The sequence below is a fragment of the Geminocystis sp. CENA526 genome (genome assembly GCF_050753365.1).
In the GTDB taxonomy this organism is placed as follows: domain Bacteria; phylum Cyanobacteriota; class Cyanobacteriia; order Cyanobacteriales; family Cyanobacteriaceae; genus Geminocystis.
In genome coordinates this window covers 40,974-59,226 of sequence record NZ_JBLZFY010000003.1, presented here as the reverse complement: position 1 = coordinate 59,226, position 18,253 = coordinate 40,974, and the positions used below count along the sequence as shown (strand labels likewise).

The window sequence follows — 18,253 nt, the reverse complement described above, 5'->3', positions numbered from 1 at the left end:
ATTTTTCTAAAACATTAAAGCACTACTAAAAAGTATAAACAATAATTCGTCATATTTTTTTGTAGTTACTGATAAGTTGGTGTGATCATAACATATTTAGGGTTTGCTGAAAAAGTATTTTGATGAAGGCTGGGAAGAGGGAAGAGGAAAGAGTTTTAATGTTTTGCCTTAGAATCAAGTTATAAATAAATGGTATAACCATTTCTACCACTTTCTTTTGTTTTGTATAAGGCTTCATCGGCTTTTTTTAATAAAGAATCGATGTCTTCTCCATGTTTGGGATAAATGGCAACTCCGATACTGGTAGAACTTCTTACGGTAACATTATTGCATAAAAAAGGACTGCGTATAGTTGAGATAATTCGATCGAGTATAATAATTAAGTCATCTTGAGAAGATATATCAGGCAATAAAGCCACAAATTCATCACCGCCCCAACGGGCTAAAGAATCAGTTTCCCGTAAAGAATGCTGTAACCGTTGGGCAAATTGTTGAAGTAATAAATCCCCAATATCATGACCATAATTATCATTAATTTGTTTAAAATAATCAACATCTAAAAACATGAGAGCAATTACTGTTTGATGGCGTTTTGCCCTTGCTAAATGTTTTTGAAAACAATGAATAAAAAAATTGCGTTTATATAAACCAGTTAAACTGTCATGGTAAGCGATATATTTAAGTTTATTTTCTAATTGTTTTCTTTCGCTAATATCTCTAAAAACAGAACAATAAACTAATTTATTTTGATAGTTAATGAGGCTAACACTTAATTCTATTTCTAAAGATTCATCATTTTTTACTTTTAATTTTAGTTCTTGATGAAAACTAATTTTTGTCAGTTTTAAATTTTCTAAATTTTTTTTAAATTCTTCGTGTTTAGTATCGATCAAATCTTCTATATTTTTGTGGATTAACTCCTGTAGAGAATATCTTAAAATATTATTAGCATAAGCATTAACTTCAATAATTAAAAAGTCATCGGCAGTAAAAAGAATAATTCCTTCTGACATTTGCTCAATAACTGCTCTATATTTTGCCTCACTATCTTTTAACTTCGCCTCCATCTGTTTTCTTTCTGTAAAATCAAATATATAACTTCTAATTAATTTTAAATCAGGTAAATAATGGATATATTGTTCAAAAATCTTATTCTTAAAATGTAGCTCTCTTACAAATAAATTTCCGTGAATTTTATGATCAGCTTTTAAAAGATTAGATAACACGGGATGACTCATGGATTCATCGGCTAACTTAGGAAATAATAAACTAGCGGCTTGATTATAATAAGTCAATTTTCCTTGTAGATTAATTTCAATTATTGGATAAGGACTTAATTCAGCAAAAGAGCTAAGTTTTGATATATATTCTGTTATATTTTCATTTTCTAAATTAACATCATTTCTGCCATAAAAAGTATAACGATCGAGAGTTTTTTTTGCGTAACTTTCTAAGTCTCGATCGATCAATATTTCCCGTTCATTATCAGAATTAATAATGTTAAAAATATCCTTAATTTCAGAATCTTTATCGATGACAAAAAATCGAGCTTTTGCCTTTTTACTAAACTGAATTAAATCACCATGTTCTAAATATTTACTTTTGTAAGTTTTATTATTAATAATTAATCCATTAGTGCTTTTTTTTCCTGAAACACTACCATCTAAAATTTTATAAAAAAAGAGATTTTCTTCGGGATTATATTCTTTAATTATAGTAGCATGATCCCTTGATACTGCTTGATCATGAAAGATAACTTCAGCATCATGGCGGCGCCCCATTTCATACATTTCATCAGTTAAATAAATCAAACGTTTTTCCGTATCATCTTCAACGATTAATAAATATAAATATTGTCCTTCTTCTCTATTTTCATCCCTTAATTTTTTTTGATGATCTAACAAAGTTTCCCGAAGATTAGATGAAAAATTTTCACTTTGACTATTCACATTATTATTAAAATTATTTGTATTTAGTTATATAGCAATCAGGAATGATTTGTGAGAAATAAATTATTAACAAAAAATATTGAAGATGCCATTACTCTTCCCTTTTCCCTCTTCCCTCTTCCCTCTTCCCTCTTCCCTCTTCCCTCTTCCCTCTTCCCTTTTAAAATAACAAATTCTCATAACTGATAACGGACTGCTATAGTCTATTTATTATAACAATGTTTAATCGCTTAAGATATAGCTAATAATACTTAAAAACTTGAAAATCATAGATTCTAAATAGTTAAACCATTGATTTAAAATAAGTAATAATACTGGTTTTCTTACTTTAAGTAGAGTCTGCTGAATAACCCAGAAAACTATTAAAATTAATAGTTTAGAGAAACTACAGGAGAGATAAAGTACTCAGTTTTAGCAATTTTTTCTAAAAAAATGAGCATTTTTACCTTAATTTTATTTCAAACTTTTTTGTATAATTTTATCGATACAAAATCTTAAAACCTTGATTTTTTATTACGTTACCTATTACTTAAGTACTATAGCAAAATAGATTGTATATTTTAAAATTAATGGAAATAACCCATAATTTTTGTTGTCTCTTGCCTTTCATGAAGTAAACATGCAATTAATTGTGCCTATCTACTTATTACCTCCCTTCATCACAATACTTTTTCAGCAAACCCTACTTATTTTGATGATTCCTTCATGCTGGGGGATCATATTTTGACCAAACATTATACCATCTGAAGTATTACGAAAACTTCTGAGAGTCAATAATGGCTCTTTTTTATCATCAACTTGCCCTGTTTTTTGATCTGTTGTAATTATGTTGCAACGACTACAGGGCTTAACTATGTGAAAAGGAACTCGATCGAGTACAATAGTTTTCCATGTATCTTCAATAAAAGGTGTTTCCGTTTCTATGACTATATTCGGGCGAAAACGCTCCATTTTTATGGTTAAAAAATTATCGGAATATTTTTGCTGTAATTTAGAGTTTAATTCGGCTAAAGAGGCAGTATTTGTTAATAAATAAGGGAAGCCGTCCGCAAAACTCACGGGTTGATTTTCTTGGGTGCTATATTTAGGATTAATAGCCCGAATATTTTTAGGTGATTGTCTGACTAAACGGCATGGATGTTCTAAATTTAAGGCTTGTTTAAACCAATTTGCTACTTGATTTCCTTGATCTATGGCTATAGTGGTATCTCTCCAAATCTTAACTTCTATACCTAAATTTTCTCCTTTAGGTATTAATTTAAAGGGTTCGATCGAACTATTTTGACAACTTAAACATAATTTATTGCCATCAATTTTAACTTTTATCGTTGCCATTTGTGGATATTGCCTTTGAGTTAAAAAATTACCTTTTTCATCTACTAACATAAATTCTCGATCGAAAAAAGCAGGTTGATAAAAGTCTTTTAAACCCTTAAAAGTAACTTCACCTTTAGTAAGGCTAATTCCTTGACAAGATTTAATAGGATAGATAAAAAGATGGTGAATTTTCATAATTTAAAGAATATCTCTCCCAATGAGTATTTTTCTTACTTCTAACATGGCTGAATAGGTGGGAATGATATATAATGTTTCGTTTTTTGGAGTTAATTCTAAGGCTTTATTTACTGCATTATTGAGGTTTTCTTCTACTACTAAATTCATGGAAGATTCTAGGGTATCAATACTATATTTTAGACGCAATGCCATATCATAAACTCGATCGCCACTGACAACAATATTTCCCCCCATTTCTACTAATTTTTCTGTATCCACATCCCAGATCCAAGAAACGTCTGTACCATCGGGAATTCGATCGTTTAAAACCATTAAAATAGGGCTAGATAAATTAACTTGGCGAATGTCATTTACCGCTCTAATTGTTTCATTCATGCCCACGGGATTTTTAGATAGTAAAATGCGTACTTTTTTATCGTTAATTGTCAATTCTTCCGCTCTACCAAAGGCGGCTTTAAAGTTGTTAATAGTATCGTCAATAATGTTTCTTTCAATGCCGATCGATTCTGCAACTAATCCTGCCGCTAAGGTATTATATTTATTATAAACGCCGATCAAAATTTGTGACCATTGCGCACTATTTACGGCTAATTGACTCTTAGTAAACTCACAACTAGGGCAGTCATAATCTCCTAAATGGGAAATATAAACCCCTTTATATTCAAGGGATGCACCGCATTTAGGGCAATAAATTGAGTCCACAGCATGGGGGATTTCTTCTAAGTATAATTCTGGTTCATTTAAGCCAAAATATAAAACTTTTTGCGGTAAATTTTGACCTAAATAACAAAGGGTGGGATCATCTCCATTTAAGATAATATAAGTATCTTGATTTAAGGGTTCGATCGAACCTTGCCAACGATAACTAATGGTGTCAACTTCGCCATATCGATCGAGTTGATCTCTAAACAAATTTAGTCCTAAAATATGGGTAGGCTTACACTGTTTTAAGGCTAGAGGTAAGACATTTTCATCTACTTCTAAAATGGCATAATCTGCTGTTAATTTTCCCCATAAATTACTATTCATAATTAAACAAGTAACTAAACCATTAATTAAGTTTGCACCAGTAGAATTATGGATGACTTTATAACCTTTATTAACTAATATATCTTTTAATAATAAAGAAGTGGTAGTTTTGCCATTTGTACCCACGACTAAGATTAAACCTTTATTTAATTGTGACGACAAAAGATTTAATAATCGAGGATGAAAACGACTAGCTATTTCTCCGGGTAAAACACTAGCTGAACCAAGTTTAAATAGTTTAACAATTCCAGTGATTATTTTGGCAGTAGCAACGGCTAAACCTAAACGAAAATTATCAATAATATTCATTATAATTATGTTGATTTTTTTTTTAATCTTAAAAGGTATTTTGATGATAATATCATTCTTTGAGATTGCTTCGTGCCTCCCAATGACAAGAAAATATTAATCTTTTATTTCTAAATCCTCATTATTAATTAATTTCGAGGTGACGAATAATGTATCAAATTTCCCCCATTTTTGTAAATCAAAATCGACAATTAATCTATGAATATCCTTGAAATAGGTTAGCTTTCGATCGATCAACTGCTGTACAATTTCCGTTAACTCCTGTTTTATGATGGCATCATCTCCAATGACTTCCTGAGAAAACAATAAATCCGTTATATCTTGTCTTTCTTCCTCTGCATAGAAAGAGGCATTCCATGCAATTACACCAATAGTGAATAATTTGGTTTTACTATCCAAATCTTTGGCTAAGTGTAGATAGGGAGACATAAATTCTTCTAACACATGAGACATTTTACTAGAATCGAAAGGCTTATGAGATAATGATTGCGGTTGTTTTTCTTCTAATCTTTTTAATTCCTGTAAAAATTTAGATTTTTTACCCATTGATTACTGACTTTTTTTAGTATTTTGTTGTTTATAGTTTAAATTTCCCCAATAATAACAAGAGAATACGAAGGAATCTACGAATCCGTTTTGATACAAATGGGTAAGTTTAGTTAAAATTACAAGGTAAGGATAGCGCAAACTATCCTATACCAACTTACCTAATAAAATAATATGTCAGAACAAAGATTAAAACAAGTCGAGATACTTTTAGAAACTTGTGCTAAAGTAGCAGTTAACAATCAAGGTGATATTCGATCGTTAATTGAACAAAAGGATTACAAACAGAGAATAAAAGAATATTAGATCATTTGTTCGGGGAGGATCAAAATTAAACGTGAATTGATGATTTCGCTACCGTAAAACAAGCATCTTGCCTGTATGTAATAAGATGCTTAACTTTTGAAAGAATTTGATTTATAATGCAGAATCTGAGGTAAGCCATTTTTAAGCCCATTAATTTTTTATGAATATTCTCGATTCGTTTTTTTTATCTGTTAATTATGAAGTATTTTTCCCACAAATTTTAACCTATATTAAAAACTATTTAAAATGTGAACAAGTTTTTATTTCTCAACTCAATTCTCAAGGAGAACAAGAAAATATTATTGATTTTCAAGGTAATATTTTTGGTTCTTTATCTCAGTACGATCGAGATAATTACGAGATTTATAAACCCGTAGTTGATTATTTGAATGAATTAAAAAATGGTTATTATACTCATCAAGATAAACTAACATTTAATGATGATACAACACCTTTAAAAAGAGCAGAATTAGCATTTCCTTTAATTATCAAAACACCAGAAATTAAAAATATCACAAATATTAAAATATGGGGAATTTTATTTATTTATGATTATAATTATATGAGGGCATGGACAGAAGAAGAAATCAAAGATATAGAAGATTTTGTCAATCAATTAATGATTGGCATCGAAAGAAATATTCTGTATAAAAAATTAGTATCTTTACAAGAAGAATTAAATAGTTGTGAAATTTTAGATGAAGTTACTGGATTAGCTAAATACCAAACTTTCATTGATTGTTTAGATTATGAATTGAGAAGATTGGCAAGAGAAAAACAACCCTTATCCCTAATTTTAATTGAGATAAATAATTCAGATAATTTATCAAATGAGATTAATAAAAAAATTTCTCTTATTATTCAAGAACAATTAAAACGTCCTACAGATTTAGGTGCTACTTATCATGATAATCAATTAATTATTTTATTACCCAATACGGATAATAATGGTGCATTATGGATTCAAAAAATGATTGTTAAACGTATTAATCAAGATTTGAAAAAAAATTGCGATTTCGATTGCTATTACAGTATAATAACAAAAATACCTCTACCAGATGATAAATATTCAGATTTACTTTTATTACTAGAATTACCGTTACATAAAAAGAAAAATAGTAAAACTATTTATAATCAAAATCTGATAGAGAAAATTTAGTGTTGATAGCTTTATGTCTAAATACAGAAAACTATTCTAAGAATTTTGTCACTATATAATAACATCTAATTTTTAACAAATAATTGAGGATTGCTACAGTAAAGACAATAGTTAAACTATATATATAATATTATATAAATCTTATGCTGTAAACTCAGAAAGTTTCGACATTGAGCTAAATGTGATATGATACCCGAAAAAAGTGCATAATTTAGAGCGAAAAATCATGGCATCTTCTTCCATCGCAGTTAGAGAATTACCCCTGTTTCCCCTCCCTGAAGTAGTTTTGTTTCCTGGGCGTCCTTTACCTTTGCATATCTTTGAATTTCGTTATCGCATGATGATGAATACTATACTAGAGTACGATCGACGTTTTGGAGTACTAATGATCGATCCTACCAATGGAGAAATAGCGAAAGTGGGTTGTTGTGCGGAAATCATCCATTTTGAAAGATTACCCGACGATCGAATGAAAGTGCTAACATTAGGACAACAGAGATTCAGGCTATTAGAATATGTGAGAGAAAAACCCTATCGAGTGGGGTTAGTAGAATGGTTTGAAGACAACACTCCCCAATACAATTTACGAGAAAAAGCGAAGGAAGTAACCACTTTACTCCATGATGTGGTTAAATTATCTGCTAAATTGACAGAACAAAAAATTGAATTACCCCAAAACGTGCCTACTTTACCAAGAGAATTGTCTTTTTGGGTAGCTAGTAACCTTTATGGAGTTGCGATCGAACAACAATCCTTATTAGAAATGCAAGACACTGGTGAAAGACTGCAAAGAGAAGCTGATATTTTAGCTACCACAAGAGGTAACTTAGCGGCTCGTACAGCTTTAAAAGATGTATTTAATTAGAGTCTGCTATTTTTTATTAATTTGGCATAACTACTGTAAAAGAGCCAAATAAATTAATTTTTAATAGCCCTCAAATGTTTAATTTCTTCTAATAATTGCATAATATATTTAGCTTGATTTTTTATGATTAATTGTGATGCTATTCTCATCAATAATTCTGGTTTTTTAAAAGGTTTTGTAACGTAATCAGCCGCTCCTAATTTATAGGCTTCTACTAAATGATGTTCTTCTTGACTGGCAGTTAAAAAAATGATAGGAATGTCTTTATATTCAGAATTTGACTTAATTTTTTCACAGACTTCTAAACCATTCATATCAGGCATCATTAAATCTAATAAAATTAAATCTGGGGTAAGTACATTTAATCTTTCTAAAGCATCTTTTCCACTTAAAGCAAAGCTAGTTTGATAATTTTCAGCCTCTAAAATAAATGTTAATAATTTTAAATTTTGTTTTAAGTCATCTACCAATAAGATTATTGATTCTTCTGGATTTATTAATTCGGATGAATACATGAGATATATAAAATATATTGCAGTAATTATCAATCTATAGATATGTCCTAATCAGAAGTTTGTATAATAAAATACATTTTTTGTTTTCCTTGAGATTTAAGACTAGATTAATTTTTATTCAATTTTACCCTGATTTCGATCGATTCTTTCAACATCGAGAATCTGAGTAAAAAAATGTCATAATATCTCACGAGTAATAAAATTGATTGGTATATACTTACTGTATTGTATTAATGTTTGGCTTGAATCCTTCCTTCGGGAAGAATGTCAAATTTTGTCACTGATTTAGCATTTTTATCGGTAGCAAGTATTTTTTATAATATACAAAGAGATTAATTCCTCTTTATCATTATCAATTTTTAATTTTCTCAACGCATTACTATAAACTATCATTAAAACAAAAAAGGATAAATTGATTATGGGATATACAAATGTTTTTTCTAAATTAGATCAAGATTTATCAAATCAGATCAAGACTTTACAGGTAAAACAACAAGAATTACTCGAACGCAAAAAAAATTTATTGGCAAAAAAACAAAAGATTCAAGGCTTTCTTTCTGATGCCCAAGAAGTTAGGAAAATTTTAGATTCTGAGCCTGAATTAATCGATTCTTTACAAATAGAATTAGCCAAGATTTTTACAGCAGATAGTCAACCAAAATTACCGATTAAAAAAGAAAGTAATGTCACTGCAAATTTAGAACAATCTTCCGAAAAAAATCAAGAAAGTAAAGTTTCTTCTTCGCCAAAAAAAATTACTCCTCCCGATGAAGAATCTATTAAAATTTTTCAATTTGTCGATGCTCAAGGCAAAAATACCTCCTTCTAAAATTGTAGGCTCTTCTACTTTGAATATGATAAATTAATCGAAAAGGGTGTCAGACATCAGGAGGCAGGTGTTAGGTTAAATTAAAACTGTAAATTTATAACATCTGCATTTTTAAAATTTTAAACTTATTATATATCAACACTTTTAATGATTATTTACTACTAAAATATCATAACTACTGTAGAAGAGCCATATTTTTCAGAGTTTTAATCTTCAGAATTTCTGTACCGTGATAAGGAATGGTAACTCTTTTACCTTCTGGATTTTTATAAATTTTGTGACTTCCACTTTGTCTTACTAAAACCCACATTCCGCACGTCATCTAGTATTATAAGAAAAATATAAACAAATCTCCTAACTTATCAAGTAAAAATACTGAGTTTTGTTTTGTTCTGTTTAATAAATACAGAACTTTGTCCTGATTAAAGTTTTATTGTCAATAACTTCATCTTAATTGAGAATGAATAGGCAGATTAAATCTATCCATTTTGTCTTCTTTTTTTAGTATTGGGTTTTGATTTGTTTTAACTTTTAATCGGTTCAGAAATACTATTAGCAATGGTTCGGGCTTGTGCTAGGACTTGATTGGCTTGACCATGATCTCCTTTCTCCACATAGACACGGGCAATATGTGCCAATGTGGAGGATTGGTTATCAGGATCAGAAATATCATTAGCAATGGTTCGGGCTTGTGCTAGGACTTGATTGGCTTGACCATGATCTCCTTTCTCCACATAGACACGGGCAATATGTGCCAATGTGGAGGATTGGTTATCAGGATCAGAAATATCATTAGCAATGGTTCGGGCTTGTGCTAGGACTTGATTGGCTTGATCATGATCTCCTTTCTCCACATAGACACGGGCAATATGTGCCAATGTGGAGGATTGGTTATCAGGATCAGAAATACGATTAGCAATGGTTCGGGCTTGTACTAGGACTTGACTGGCTTGATCATGATCTCCTTTCTCTACATAGACACGGGCAATATGTGTCAATGTGGAGGATTGGAAATAAGATTGGTTATCAGGATCAGAAATACGATTAGCAATGGTTCGGGCTTGTACTAGGACTTGATTGGCTTGATCATAATCTCCTTTCTCTACATAGACACGGGCAATAGATGCCAATACTAAGGATTGCCAAAAAAGATCAGAAATACTATTAGTAATGGTTTGGGCTAAGTCATAGTTTTTTGTATGTGCATAGACGGGGGCTATATATGGTAATACAAAAAATTGCAAAAAAGGGTCAGGATCACTATTAGTAATGGTTTGGGCTAAGTCATAGTTTTTTATCTGTGCATCGACATGGGTGATAATATTCAGTAATTCGCCAGATCCTGTAGAAAAATCATTAGCAATTGTTTGGGCTTGTGCTAGGACTTGATTAGCTTGATCATAATCTCCTTTCTCTACATAGATACGGGCAATATATTCCAATACGAAGGATTGGTGATCGGTATCAGAAATATCATTAGTAATTGTTCTGGCTTGTGCTAGGACTTGATTAGCTTGATCATAATCTCCTTTCTCTATATAGACACGGGCAATATATGCCAATGCTGAAGATTGCTCCCTAGGATCAGAAATATCATTAGTAATTGTTCGGGCTTGTGCTAACACTTGATTAGCTTGATATCGTTCTCCAGCTTCTACATACATAGGGGCAATATATATTAGGACGTTGCATTGATCATCTGGGTTTGACATAAACTGAACTAATTCGTGAGCTTTCTCAAGATGTGCTAGTGCCTTTTGTTTTGCTTGATTGCTTGAAACCTGACTAAGCAATAATTCATTTTGTGCCCTAACTATTGTTGGAGTGAAAATAGTAATGGGATTTAAAACCCCAAGTAAATAAATCCAAATACCTATTTTGAATAACTTTATATACCTTGACATAATTTTTATCCTCGAACTAATTGCTCACATCAGGAGCAATACGGAATACACCTACAATATTAGCCTCTAGTCTCCAGAAACAGAATTAATCCATATTGAGAAATTTGCTGGTACATTGATTAGCATCAATATGGAGATAACGAGAAGTCAAATCCAAAGAAGAATGACCCAAAGACTTCATTAACAGCTCGATCGAAGCTCCATGTTTAAGACTATGACTTGCATGGGCATGACGTAACCAGTGAGCCGAAATTTGGGGATTAACCCCAGCCCGATGGACAACCCCCTTGATAACACGATGGATAGTATGTCGGTCATATTAATGTCACTTACTGGTAATAAAAACAAAATCAGCCCCCTCCATACGAGGTAAAGACTGAAGCTGTTCCCAGAGAGAAAGATTAAGAAACAAAATGCGACGCTTCATCCCCTTACCAATCACCTCTACAGAATAACCCCCCTCCACAGGCTGAAAATGAGACCACTTCAAATCCAACATTTCCGAAACCCTTAAACCCAAAAAATAGAGTAACTTAATCACCATTTGTTCCAAAGGAGTACGAGCCGCCATAATTATTAGGCGGAAACATAGGGTTCGTGTAACGAGGTACAATAAAACTAAAAGTAAAGTATAAGTAATCGATCGACCCCTATCATCCCTTGACTTGCGCTTCTGTAAAGACTTGGGCTTGTTCTAGGACTAATTCTGTGGCTAGTTTTTCCATGTCGGGAGGGTAGCCATATTGTCTCAATAATCTTTTCACCATTACTTTCATCCTCGCCCTGACGCTTTCTTTTAAGTTCCAGTCAATGGACGCATTTTTCTTGATTTTATCCGTGAGCGCGATCGCCAGGGCTTTAAGTTCATTTACTCCCATTACCTCCACTGCACTTTGATTTTGGGCTAGGGCATCATAAAAGGCTAACTCATAGGGTTCTAAGCCTAATTCCTCTCCCCTTTTATCGGCTTGGGTGACATCTTGGGAGATATTGAGTAATTCTTCTATGACATCCCTAACGGTAATGACGTGGTTATGATAACGGCGGAGGGCATCCTCTAACATTTCCGTTAGTTTCCGACTTTGGACTAGGTTAACTCGGCGACGGTTACGGATTTCGTCTTTGAGGAGTTTTTCTAGTAATTCTACCGCAAGGTTTTTGTGTTCCATACCCCGCACTTCGGCGATAAATTCATCGGAGAGGATGGAAATATCAGGATCTTTTATCCCTGCTTGGTCTAGTATGTTAATGACGGTATCTGATACCAACGCCTGATCCACTACCTGACGAATGGCGGTTTCAATTTCATGATTAGTTAAGCGGTTGTCTTGGGGTTCTAGTTTATATATACTGGCTTGGATGGCTTGGAAGAAGGAGATTAATTCGGCTTTTGCTAATGCTTCGGGATGGGGTACTGCTAAGGAATAGGCTTTGGATAGTGCCGTTACTTCCCTCATGAATCTTTCCTTAATATCAGGGCTACAAACATAATTGGTGGCTCTGGTGAGGATATTCAGTTTTTCCCTAGTATCCGCCGTAAAATAGCATTCATAGTCAAAGTCGTGGAGTATTTGTTGCACTATTTCTAATTTTGACAGGAGTAAGCCTAAAGCCACCTCCTGATCTAAAGTAGGTTGTCCTTTACCGCCACTTTCAGCGTAAAAACTGAGGGCTTTTTTCAGTTCACTGGCTAATCCTAAGTAGTCCACTACTAACCCCCCCTGTTTCTCAAAATAAACACGGTTGATACGGGCGATCCCCTGCATGAGATTATGGGCTTTGAGGGGTTTATCAATGTACATGGTATGGAGACAGGGGGCATCAAATCCCGTTAACCACATATCGCAGACAATGACCATTTCTAGGTCATCTTCGGCATCTTTGAGCCGTTGGGCGAGGATTTGACGGTCTTTTTTGGTGGTGTGATGTTTGACTAAATTTTCCTCATCGGAGGCGTTAGCCGTCATTACTACTTTAATCTTACCTTTCGTTAGTTCTTCGTTATGCCAATCAGGAAGTAGTTTGATTATTTCCTCGTAAAGATTAACGGCAATACGGCGACTCATGGTGACTATCATGGCTTTACCTCGGTTCGCCTTTTGTCTTTGTTGAAAGTGGTTAACGATGTCTTGGGCGATCGATCTTAATCTTTTTGTCGCTCCCACCAAGGCTTCTAATTGAGTACCTTTGGCTTTGGCTTGTTGGGTACTGCTTAAGTCTTCAAAGCGTAAATCATCCTCTAATTCTTCTAGCAGTTGTCTGCCTAATTCATCCAATTCTAAACTGACTAGCCTACTTTCGTAGTAAATGGGGACGGTAGCACCATCTTTGACGGCTTGGGCTATGTCATAAATATCAATATAGTTGCCGAAAACTTCCTTAGTATTCTTGTCTGTTTGTTCAATGGGTGTACCTGTAAAGCCCACAAAGGTGGCATTGGGTAAGGCATCTCGGATATAACGGGCGAAGCCATATTTGGTTTGTTTACCGATTACTTTGCCTTTTTTATCTTTGATGTCCACTTGTTTAGCTTTGAAGCCGTATTGGCTACGGTGGGCTTCATCAGCTAAGACGATGATATTATTGCGGTCTGACAGTTGAGGATAAAGGCTTTCACCGTCGGTAGGGGCGAATTTTTGAATGGTGGAAAAGATAATTCCTCCAGAGGCTACTTGTAATAGTTCCTGCACTTTGGGGCGATTTTCTGCTTGTTGGGGGCTTTGTCGTAGGAGTTGACGGCAACTGGCGAAGGTGTCAAATAGTTGGTCGTCTAAATCATTACGGTCTGTAAGAATGAGTACGGTAGGATTGTTGAGGGTGTCACTGAGGACTAATTTACCTGCTAGAAATACCATTGACAGGGATTTTCCGCTTCCTTGAGTATGCCAAATTACTCCCCCCCTGCGATCTCCCTGTTGTTGATTTTTGAGAGGTGTAATCTGATAACTAGATTTAGTTTCTGCTACTTTGGCAAGGGATTTTGAGGAATGGGTTTTCTTGTGATAAGAAAGGGGTTGCTTTTGACTAGGAAAGCTAATAATTTTATTTTGCTCATGATTAGTAACGCCTGATGCTCTAACAATACTTTTAAGAGCTTTATTAACGGCGTAATATTGATGGTAGGCGGCGATTTTCTTAGTTTTTTTGATGGTGACTATATCGGTTTTGGGATCTTGGGTTTGGGTGGCTTCAAAGACGGTAAAGTGACGGATTATGTCTAAAAGAGTATCTTTATTAAGCATTCCCTCGGTTAAGACTTCCAGTTGATTAATTATGGGCTTTTCTGCTCGTAAATTAGCGATTTCTTCTTGTTTAAGTTGATCTTCTGGGCTAGAGAGATGAGAAGAAGGTAAATTGTCTCTTGATGAAGAGTTGGAGGTAGTTATATTAGTTTCTTCTAATAGGTGAGGGGTGTTAGTTTTCCATGCCATGAAGCGGTTATAGTCGGCGGAGAGTGAACCTGCTTTGGCTGTAATACCATCAGAGATGATTAGCAGGGCGTTATAGGTAAATAGGCTTGGTATTTCTCGTTTATAGGTTTGGAGTTGATTATAGGCTTTATATGTATCGGCTTTGGCATCGGCGGGGTTTTTTAGTTCAATCACTACTAAGGGTAAGCCATTAATAAACAGGATAATGTCTGGACGGCGGTTGTGGTTATCTTCAATGACGGTAAATTGGTTAATGGCTAGAAATTCGTTATTGTCTGGGTTTTGCCAATCAATGAGCCACAGTTGTTCCCCTCTGGTTTCTCCTTCTTTTTGATATTCAACGGTAATACCTTCGGTGAGGTATTGATGGAATTTCTCGTTGTTACTGATTAAGTCTGGACTAGCTATATTTAATACTTCTTTAATAGCTTGTTGTCGGCAGTATGGGGGAATGTCTGGGTTAATGCGACTGAGGGCGTTTTCTAATCGGTTTAGTAGCACTACGTCACTGAAGTTTTCTCGCTCTTGGTTAACTCCTTCTGGTTGAATGTCATAACCGCAAAAATAGTTATAGCCTAGGCTTTGTAGAAGTTCTAGGTTGAATAGTTCGATGTCGTCTTCAGTGGTGTATTTCATAGCATATTTTTGTTTCCTATAATTAAGTTATACCAACAATTCTTTACTTTTAGTATTATTAAAAAACATAGGGGCTTCTCTAGGTGTTTCAGGAATATCAAATTCTCCAAGAGGTGCAAAACGTTGGGCGATCGATCGAGCTAAGTCTTGGCTGGAATTGGTGTCGGATTCAGGAAGCAAAACGGCAGATAAAATAGCGGTAATTTCAGCTTCAATGGTACGTCCATTTTGAGTGGCTCGTTGTTGTAAACGTTGTTTTAATTGGGGTTCAAGTTTTTCTAAGATGATGTCAGTCATAGAGTTTTCCGATATTTTCTATATTAGAATATGATAGAATATTTCGTTAATATCTCTTGATTAAAGTTGAAGTTATGACGACAATTACTATTCCTGTGGCAGAAGAAGTTAAAACGGCTTTTGAGTCGGCTAAACCTGAAACTCAGCAACAATTAACTTCTCTGATTAGCTTATTTTTTCAATACAATTTGGCAGATAAAAGTCTAACTGATGTCATGGCAGAAATTTCTAAAAATGCTCAAGCAAGGGGATTAACTCCTGAAATTTTAGCGGAGATTTTGGCGGAAGATAATGATTAGAATTGTTATCGATACTAATATCTTTGTTAGTGCTTTATTGTTTGAAAATTCTGTACCTTTTCAAGTGGTAAGGTTAGCAGAAAGTAGGGGTATTGTTTTATTTTCTGAGGCTACTTTAGGGGAATTAAAACAAGTTTTGAGTCGGAAAAAGTTTGATAAATATATCACGATTGAGGAAAGGGAGGCGTTTTTATTAAAGTTAATGATGACGGGTGAAAAGGTGGTTATTCATCGTCAAATAAGGGCTTGTCGTGATGAAAAGGATAATAAGTTTTTAGAGTTAGCTATTAATGGAAACGCTGATTTTATTGTTAGTGGAGATAATGATTTATTGGTTTTAAATCCTTTTGAAAATATCCCGATTATTACTCCTAATCTCTTTCTGAATAATTTTAATAGTATATAATTATTAAGCAGAAATCGGTATTTTTACTTGACTTAAAGGTGCATGATATAAAATCATTAATTGTTTTTCTGTTAACATTTCTAGGGCGTAGGTTTTTCCTGTACAATCGCTAAATTCTACTTCAAATACATTGGGTTCGTATTGTTCAATAATTGTGCCAACTTGCCCTCGGTAAAGGTTGATTTCTGGTAAGTCTTCTAATAAGGCTACTACGTCAAATAGTTTCATTATTGTTAATTTTCCTGTGGATTGTTTTCAAAGGCTTTGATTTTGTCATAAAGACTATCTACGGTTTCATTTTTGAATAGTTGCTTTTTCAGTTGAGAATAATCACTTTTTCTTCCGTTAGATATTTTCTTTTTCTTCATCTTTTTATACTCCTAGATAAAGAAATCTAGCAAAGTTTAATACTTCCTTTTTCCTATCTTCTGAGAGGTTGTTAATAACGGCATTAATTTTATCGGAAATACTAACCCATTGTTTAGTTTTTGACTGCCAAATAACGATAAATTTATCAGGCGATAAGGCACATTGGGCTATGGTTTCCCCTTCTTCATTGGTAAATTCAATTTCATATTTACTATCATCAAAGCATTCTACTATTGTTCCTTGACTACCGATAAATTGATTGACTGTGGGTAGGTTAACGATTAATTCGACAATATCAAATAGTTCTGGTTTATTCATTAAATATATTAAACTTCAATTAAAGAGCGTACGGAGAGAATTTGGTTTTCTTGTAAGGGATTAACGGCACTTTTCGGCACTATCACTTCATCAATTGACTCCCCAAGGGCGTTAAATACTTCTAAAACATAGCCTTCTTCTCCGCCTTCGGGATGAGGCACGGTATCAATAAAGGTGGCTATATCGCCTTTTTTCAAGTTATATTCGGGGAAGTTTTGATTAAGGGAAACTCTTTGATATAGTTCAATCATAGTTGTTTTTTCTCCTTGTTAGGTTTGACATTATCTAGTAATTTCATCTTTTACTCTTAACTGTCCACTCATTAGTTTAGGTAGTAATTCATCACGGGTTTTTGTTAATGTTTTGATTTGTTTAAAATTGACATCCATTTTTTCTAAAATAGAAAACCAAAGTTTTGTTATCTTCTCTAAAATTTCAATCTCAGGAATAATAATTTCTACCTTTTTTAACTCTACTTGTCTAATACCTTGAACTGTTGATCCTGTTGCTCTTCTATTTAGTAAAAACTGCCCTTGTTCTGACTTAAGCCATTGATATAGATATGGAGAACTAAAATTGTTTTTTACTCTCAAAGCAAATAATCTTTGGGATAAAACGTATTTATTGTTATTTGCCAAGTAATAAATCTCACCTAGTGGTGCTTCTGAAGTTAATAAAATATCATGTTTTTTAAGCTCATCTTTCATCCACTTATTATATAAGTCTTGATCTACATAATACATAGATTCTTCCCTAATAATTTTTCCATCTTTTATATTTTTGGCTGAAAGTGCAGGTATTCCTGTTAAAGACCAATCACTGCTTAATTTTTTTGGGGTTTTCCCTCTATAATCAATAATTAAAGATAAAACATCCCCTAACTTCCCTACTCGCCAATCTTTTGGAATTTCGCCCAGTTCAGTCGATCGAACTTCACCCCCAGAGGATTTATAGGGTTTACCGTCATCATTAGGAAATTCAAAGTCTATAAACCAATGCTTAAATAATGTCTGCGAGATCGACTCTAATGTTTCATTCTGCCTTCTTAAATTCTCTATCTTCTCATCTAAACAGGAAAGGACGGATGCGATCGCCCTTTGTTCTTCTAATGGGGGAAGTCTAAAAGAAAACCTTAAAAGACTTTCAATTTGCATATTTGGCTGTGTTGATGTTCCGTATGCAATTGATTTTATATGTGACTTAAAATGAGAAGTTTGAAATAAATAAAATAAATACTTTGGTAAGATTTTTTCATTTATTGTTTTTAGTCGGATTAATCCATTGTTAAAAACAGCCTTTAAATCTCTATCTATGAATAAATTAACACCAATAGTATTTCCAGTCCTAGCAATTAAAATATCACCATTTTTCAAACAAAAATTTTTATAATTACTTTCTGTTACTTCACAAAATCCCCAATTTTCAAATTTATTATTTTGAGAAACATCTTGTATTCGTAAACATTTAATTCCAGAATCATACTGAACAATTGGAGCTCTTTTTATAGCATCCAATCCAGTATTAGCCTTGAAAATAGATTCTTTTATAGTTGTTTCTTTCCACTCACTCAT

General features: G+C 33.3%; 22 protein-coding genes. 6 read left to right on the top strand and 16 right to left on the bottom strand.

The genetic code is table 11. From position 1 onward, the window contains the following. Positions 1 to 179 precede the first annotated feature (179 nt). From ACN4EE_RS01840 to ACN4EE_RS01825, 4 genes are all read right to left on the bottom strand, one after another. Positions 180 to 1,949: a diguanylate cyclase domain-containing protein gene (locus ACN4EE_RS01840; RefSeq protein ID WP_431704693.1), complete on the bottom strand. Its 1,770-nt coding sequence runs from the start codon at positions 1,947 to 1,949 to the stop codon at positions 180 to 182. Positions 1,950 to 2,621: 672 nt separating this feature from the next. After that, positions 2,622 to 3,461 (bottom strand): MOSC domain-containing protein, encoded by an 840-nt coding sequence (locus ACN4EE_RS01835; protein ID WP_431704692.1) that lies wholly within the window; start codon positions 3,459 to 3,461, stop codon positions 2,622 to 2,624. A 3-nt stretch (positions 3,462 to 3,464) separates the two neighbouring features. Then, entirely contained in the window at positions 3,465 to 4,802 is a 1,338-nt protein-coding gene (locus tag ACN4EE_RS01830; RefSeq protein WP_431704691.1) for a MurT ligase domain-containing protein, read from the bottom strand. 96 nt (positions 4,803 to 4,898) lie between these two features. After that, positions 4,899 to 5,348 carry a hypothetical protein gene (locus ACN4EE_RS01825; protein WP_431704690.1) on the bottom strand — a complete coding sequence of 150 codons (450 nt, stop codon included), beginning with the start codon at positions 5,346 to 5,348 and terminating at the stop codon, positions 4,899 to 4,901. 174 nt (positions 5,349 to 5,522) lie between these two features. Here ACN4EE_RS01825 and ACN4EE_RS01820 point away from each other — a divergent pair, with 174 nt between their 5' ends. The 3 genes from ACN4EE_RS01820 (at position 5,523) to ACN4EE_RS01810 (ending at position 7,678) form a co-directional block, all read left to right on the top strand. Continuing rightward, positions 5,523 to 5,654 carry a hypothetical protein gene (locus ACN4EE_RS01820; RefSeq protein ID WP_431704689.1) on the top strand — a complete coding sequence of 44 codons (132 nt, stop codon included), beginning with the start codon at positions 5,523 to 5,525 and terminating at the stop codon, positions 5,652 to 5,654. A 160-nt stretch (positions 5,655 to 5,814) separates the two neighbouring features. Beyond that, positions 5,815 to 6,813, top strand: a complete 999-nt coding sequence (locus ACN4EE_RS01815) for a sensor domain-containing diguanylate cyclase (RefSeq protein ID WP_431704688.1) — start codon at positions 5,815 to 5,817, stop codon at positions 6,811 to 6,813. A gap of 226 nt (positions 6,814 to 7,039) precedes the next feature. Next, complete coding sequence (locus tag ACN4EE_RS01810; protein WP_431704687.1) at positions 7,040 to 7,678, top strand: LON peptidase substrate-binding domain-containing protein; 639 nt, start codon at positions 7,040 to 7,042, stop codon at positions 7,676 to 7,678. 53 nt (positions 7,679 to 7,731) lie between these two features. Here ACN4EE_RS01810 and ACN4EE_RS01805 read toward each other — a convergent pair whose 3' ends face one another. Beyond that, complete coding sequence (locus ACN4EE_RS01805; RefSeq protein ID WP_431704686.1) at positions 7,732 to 8,193, bottom strand: response regulator; 462 nt, start codon at positions 8,191 to 8,193, stop codon at positions 7,732 to 7,734. 418 nt (positions 8,194 to 8,611) lie between these two features. Between ACN4EE_RS01805 and ACN4EE_RS01800 the strand changes: the two genes are divergently transcribed. After that, positions 8,612 to 9,022 (top strand): hypothetical protein, encoded by a 411-nt coding sequence (locus tag ACN4EE_RS01800; RefSeq protein WP_431704685.1) that lies wholly within the window; start codon positions 8,612 to 8,614, stop codon positions 9,020 to 9,022. 175 nt (positions 9,023 to 9,197) lie between these two features. On the opposite strand, the gene ACN4EE_RS01795 is transcribed toward ACN4EE_RS01800, so the two are convergent. From ACN4EE_RS01795 to ACN4EE_RS01770, 6 genes are all read right to left on the bottom strand, one after another. Then, a complete protein-coding gene (locus ACN4EE_RS01795; RefSeq protein ID WP_431704684.1) occupies positions 9,198 to 9,332 on the bottom strand; it encodes a type II toxin-antitoxin system HicA family toxin in 135 nt (44 codons plus the stop codon). Positions 9,333 to 9,546: 214 nt separating this feature from the next. Continuing rightward, positions 9,547 to 10,926: a tetratricopeptide repeat protein gene (locus ACN4EE_RS01790; protein ID WP_431704683.1), complete on the bottom strand. Its 1,380-nt coding sequence runs from the start codon at positions 10,924 to 10,926 to the stop codon at positions 9,547 to 9,549. A gap of 85 nt (positions 10,927 to 11,011) precedes the next feature. Continuing rightward, positions 11,012 to 11,230 (bottom strand): tyrosine-type recombinase/integrase, encoded by a 219-nt coding sequence (locus tag ACN4EE_RS01785; protein ID WP_431704742.1) that lies wholly within the window; start codon positions 11,228 to 11,230, stop codon positions 11,012 to 11,014. A gap of 21 nt (positions 11,231 to 11,251) precedes the next feature. Beyond that, positions 11,252 to 11,497: a hypothetical protein gene (locus ACN4EE_RS01780; RefSeq protein ID WP_431704682.1), complete on the bottom strand. Its 246-nt coding sequence runs from the start codon at positions 11,495 to 11,497 to the stop codon at positions 11,252 to 11,254. 82 nt (positions 11,498 to 11,579) lie between these two features. Further along, positions 11,580 to 14,993, bottom strand: coding sequence for a type I restriction endonuclease subunit R (locus ACN4EE_RS01775; RefSeq protein WP_431704681.1), 3,414 nt, complete (start codon positions 14,991 to 14,993; stop codon positions 11,580 to 11,582). Positions 14,994 to 15,020: 27 nt separating this feature from the next. After that, entirely contained in the window at positions 15,021 to 15,290 is a 270-nt protein-coding gene (locus tag ACN4EE_RS01770; protein WP_431704680.1) for a FitA-like ribbon-helix-helix domain-containing protein, read from the bottom strand. Positions 15,291 to 15,364: 74 nt separating this feature from the next. Between ACN4EE_RS01770 and ACN4EE_RS01765 the strand changes: the two genes are divergently transcribed. Next, entirely contained in the window at positions 15,365 to 15,589 is a 225-nt protein-coding gene (locus ACN4EE_RS01765) for a hypothetical protein (RefSeq protein WP_431704679.1), read from the top strand. Continuing rightward, positions 15,582 to 15,995, top strand: coding sequence for a putative toxin-antitoxin system toxin component, PIN family (locus tag ACN4EE_RS01760; protein WP_431704678.1), 414 nt, complete (start codon positions 15,582 to 15,584; stop codon positions 15,993 to 15,995). The genes ACN4EE_RS01765 and ACN4EE_RS01760 overlap by 8 nt, the downstream gene beginning before the upstream one ends. A gap of 3 nt (positions 15,996 to 15,998) precedes the next feature. Here the strand turns inward: ACN4EE_RS01760 and ACN4EE_RS01755 are convergent, their stop codons facing one another. From ACN4EE_RS01755 to ACN4EE_RS01735, 5 genes are read right to left on the bottom strand one after another with little or no spacing between them, the layout of a single operon-like run. Beyond that, positions 15,999 to 16,223: a DUF4926 domain-containing protein gene (locus ACN4EE_RS01755; protein WP_431704677.1), complete on the bottom strand. Its 225-nt coding sequence runs from the start codon at positions 16,221 to 16,223 to the stop codon at positions 15,999 to 16,001. 5 nt (positions 16,224 to 16,228) lie between these two features. After that, complete coding sequence (locus ACN4EE_RS01750; protein ID WP_431704676.1) at positions 16,229 to 16,363, bottom strand: hypothetical protein; 135 nt, start codon at positions 16,361 to 16,363, stop codon at positions 16,229 to 16,231. 4 nt (positions 16,364 to 16,367) lie between these two features. After that, positions 16,368 to 16,682 carry a DUF4926 domain-containing protein gene (locus ACN4EE_RS01745; protein WP_431704675.1) on the bottom strand — a complete coding sequence of 105 codons (315 nt, stop codon included), beginning with the start codon at positions 16,680 to 16,682 and terminating at the stop codon, positions 16,368 to 16,370. Between the two features lie 8 nt (positions 16,683 to 16,690). Continuing rightward, the gene (locus ACN4EE_RS01740) at positions 16,691 to 16,933 is read right to left on the bottom strand and encodes a DUF4926 domain-containing protein (protein ID WP_431704674.1); all 243 of its coding nucleotides are present in this window, start codon (positions 16,931 to 16,933) and stop codon (positions 16,691 to 16,693) included. A 30-nt stretch (positions 16,934 to 16,963) separates the two neighbouring features. Next, positions 16,964 to 18,253, bottom strand: a complete 1,290-nt coding sequence (locus ACN4EE_RS01735) for a restriction endonuclease subunit S (protein ID WP_431704673.1) — start codon at positions 18,251 to 18,253, stop codon at positions 16,964 to 16,966.

Coding starts and splice junctions, on each gene's coding strand:
- ACN4EE_RS01760 (WP_431704678.1), top strand. CDS start 15,582: ATGATTAGAATTGTTATCGATACTAATATCTTTGTTAGTGCTTTATTG.
- ACN4EE_RS01835 (WP_431704692.1), bottom strand. CDS start 3,461: ATGAAAATTCACCATCTTTTTATCTATCCTATTAAATCTTGTCAAGGA.
- ACN4EE_RS01775 (WP_431704681.1), bottom strand. CDS start 14,993: ATGAAATACACCACTGAAGACGACATCGAACTATTCAACCTAGAACTT.
- ACN4EE_RS01825 (WP_431704690.1), bottom strand. CDS start 5,348: ATGGGTAAAAAATCTAAATTTTTACAGGAATTAAAAAGATTAGAAGAA.
- ACN4EE_RS01805 (WP_431704686.1), bottom strand. CDS start 8,193: ATGTATTCATCCGAATTAATAAATCCAGAAGAATCAATAATCTTATTG.
- ACN4EE_RS01755 (WP_431704677.1), bottom strand. CDS start 16,223: ATGAAACTATTTGACGTAGTAGCCTTATTAGAAGACTTACCAGAAATC.
- ACN4EE_RS01810 (WP_431704687.1), top strand. CDS start 7,040: ATGGCATCTTCTTCCATCGCAGTTAGAGAATTACCCCTGTTTCCCCTC.
- ACN4EE_RS01745 (WP_431704675.1), bottom strand. CDS start 16,682: ATGAATAAACCAGAACTATTTGATATTGTCGAATTAATCGTTAACCTA.
- ACN4EE_RS01800 (WP_431704685.1), top strand. CDS start 8,612: ATGGGATATACAAATGTTTTTTCTAAATTAGATCAAGATTTATCAAAT.
- ACN4EE_RS01820 (WP_431704689.1), top strand. CDS start 5,523: ATGTCAGAACAAAGATTAAAACAAGTCGAGATACTTTTAGAAACTTGT.
- ACN4EE_RS01770 (WP_431704680.1), bottom strand. CDS start 15,290: ATGACTGACATCATCTTAGAAAAACTTGAACCCCAATTAAAACAACGT.
- ACN4EE_RS01780 (WP_431704682.1), bottom strand. CDS start 11,497: ATGGCGGCTCGTACTCCTTTGGAACAAATGGTGATTAAGTTACTCTAT.
- ACN4EE_RS01830 (WP_431704691.1), bottom strand. CDS start 4,802: ATGAATATTATTGATAATTTTCGTTTAGGTTTAGCCGTTGCTACTGCC.
- ACN4EE_RS01735 (WP_431704673.1), bottom strand. CDS start 18,253: ATGAGTGAGTGGAAAGAAACAACTATAAAAGAATCTATTTTCAAGGCT.
- ACN4EE_RS01750 (WP_431704676.1), bottom strand. CDS start 16,363: ATGAAGAAAAAGAAAATATCTAACGGAAGAAAAAGTGATTATTCTCAA.
- ACN4EE_RS01815 (WP_431704688.1), top strand. CDS start 5,815: ATGAATATTCTCGATTCGTTTTTTTTATCTGTTAATTATGAAGTATTT.
- ACN4EE_RS01740 (WP_431704674.1), bottom strand. CDS start 16,933: ATGATTGAACTATATCAAAGAGTTTCCCTTAATCAAAACTTCCCCGAA.
- ACN4EE_RS01790 (WP_431704683.1), bottom strand. CDS start 10,926: ATGTCAAGGTATATAAAGTTATTCAAAATAGGTATTTGGATTTATTTA.
- ACN4EE_RS01765 (WP_431704679.1), top strand. CDS start 15,365: ATGACGACAATTACTATTCCTGTGGCAGAAGAAGTTAAAACGGCTTTT.
- ACN4EE_RS01795 (WP_431704684.1), bottom strand. CDS start 9,332: ATGTGGGTTTTAGTAAGACAAAGTGGAAGTCACAAAATTTATAAAAAT.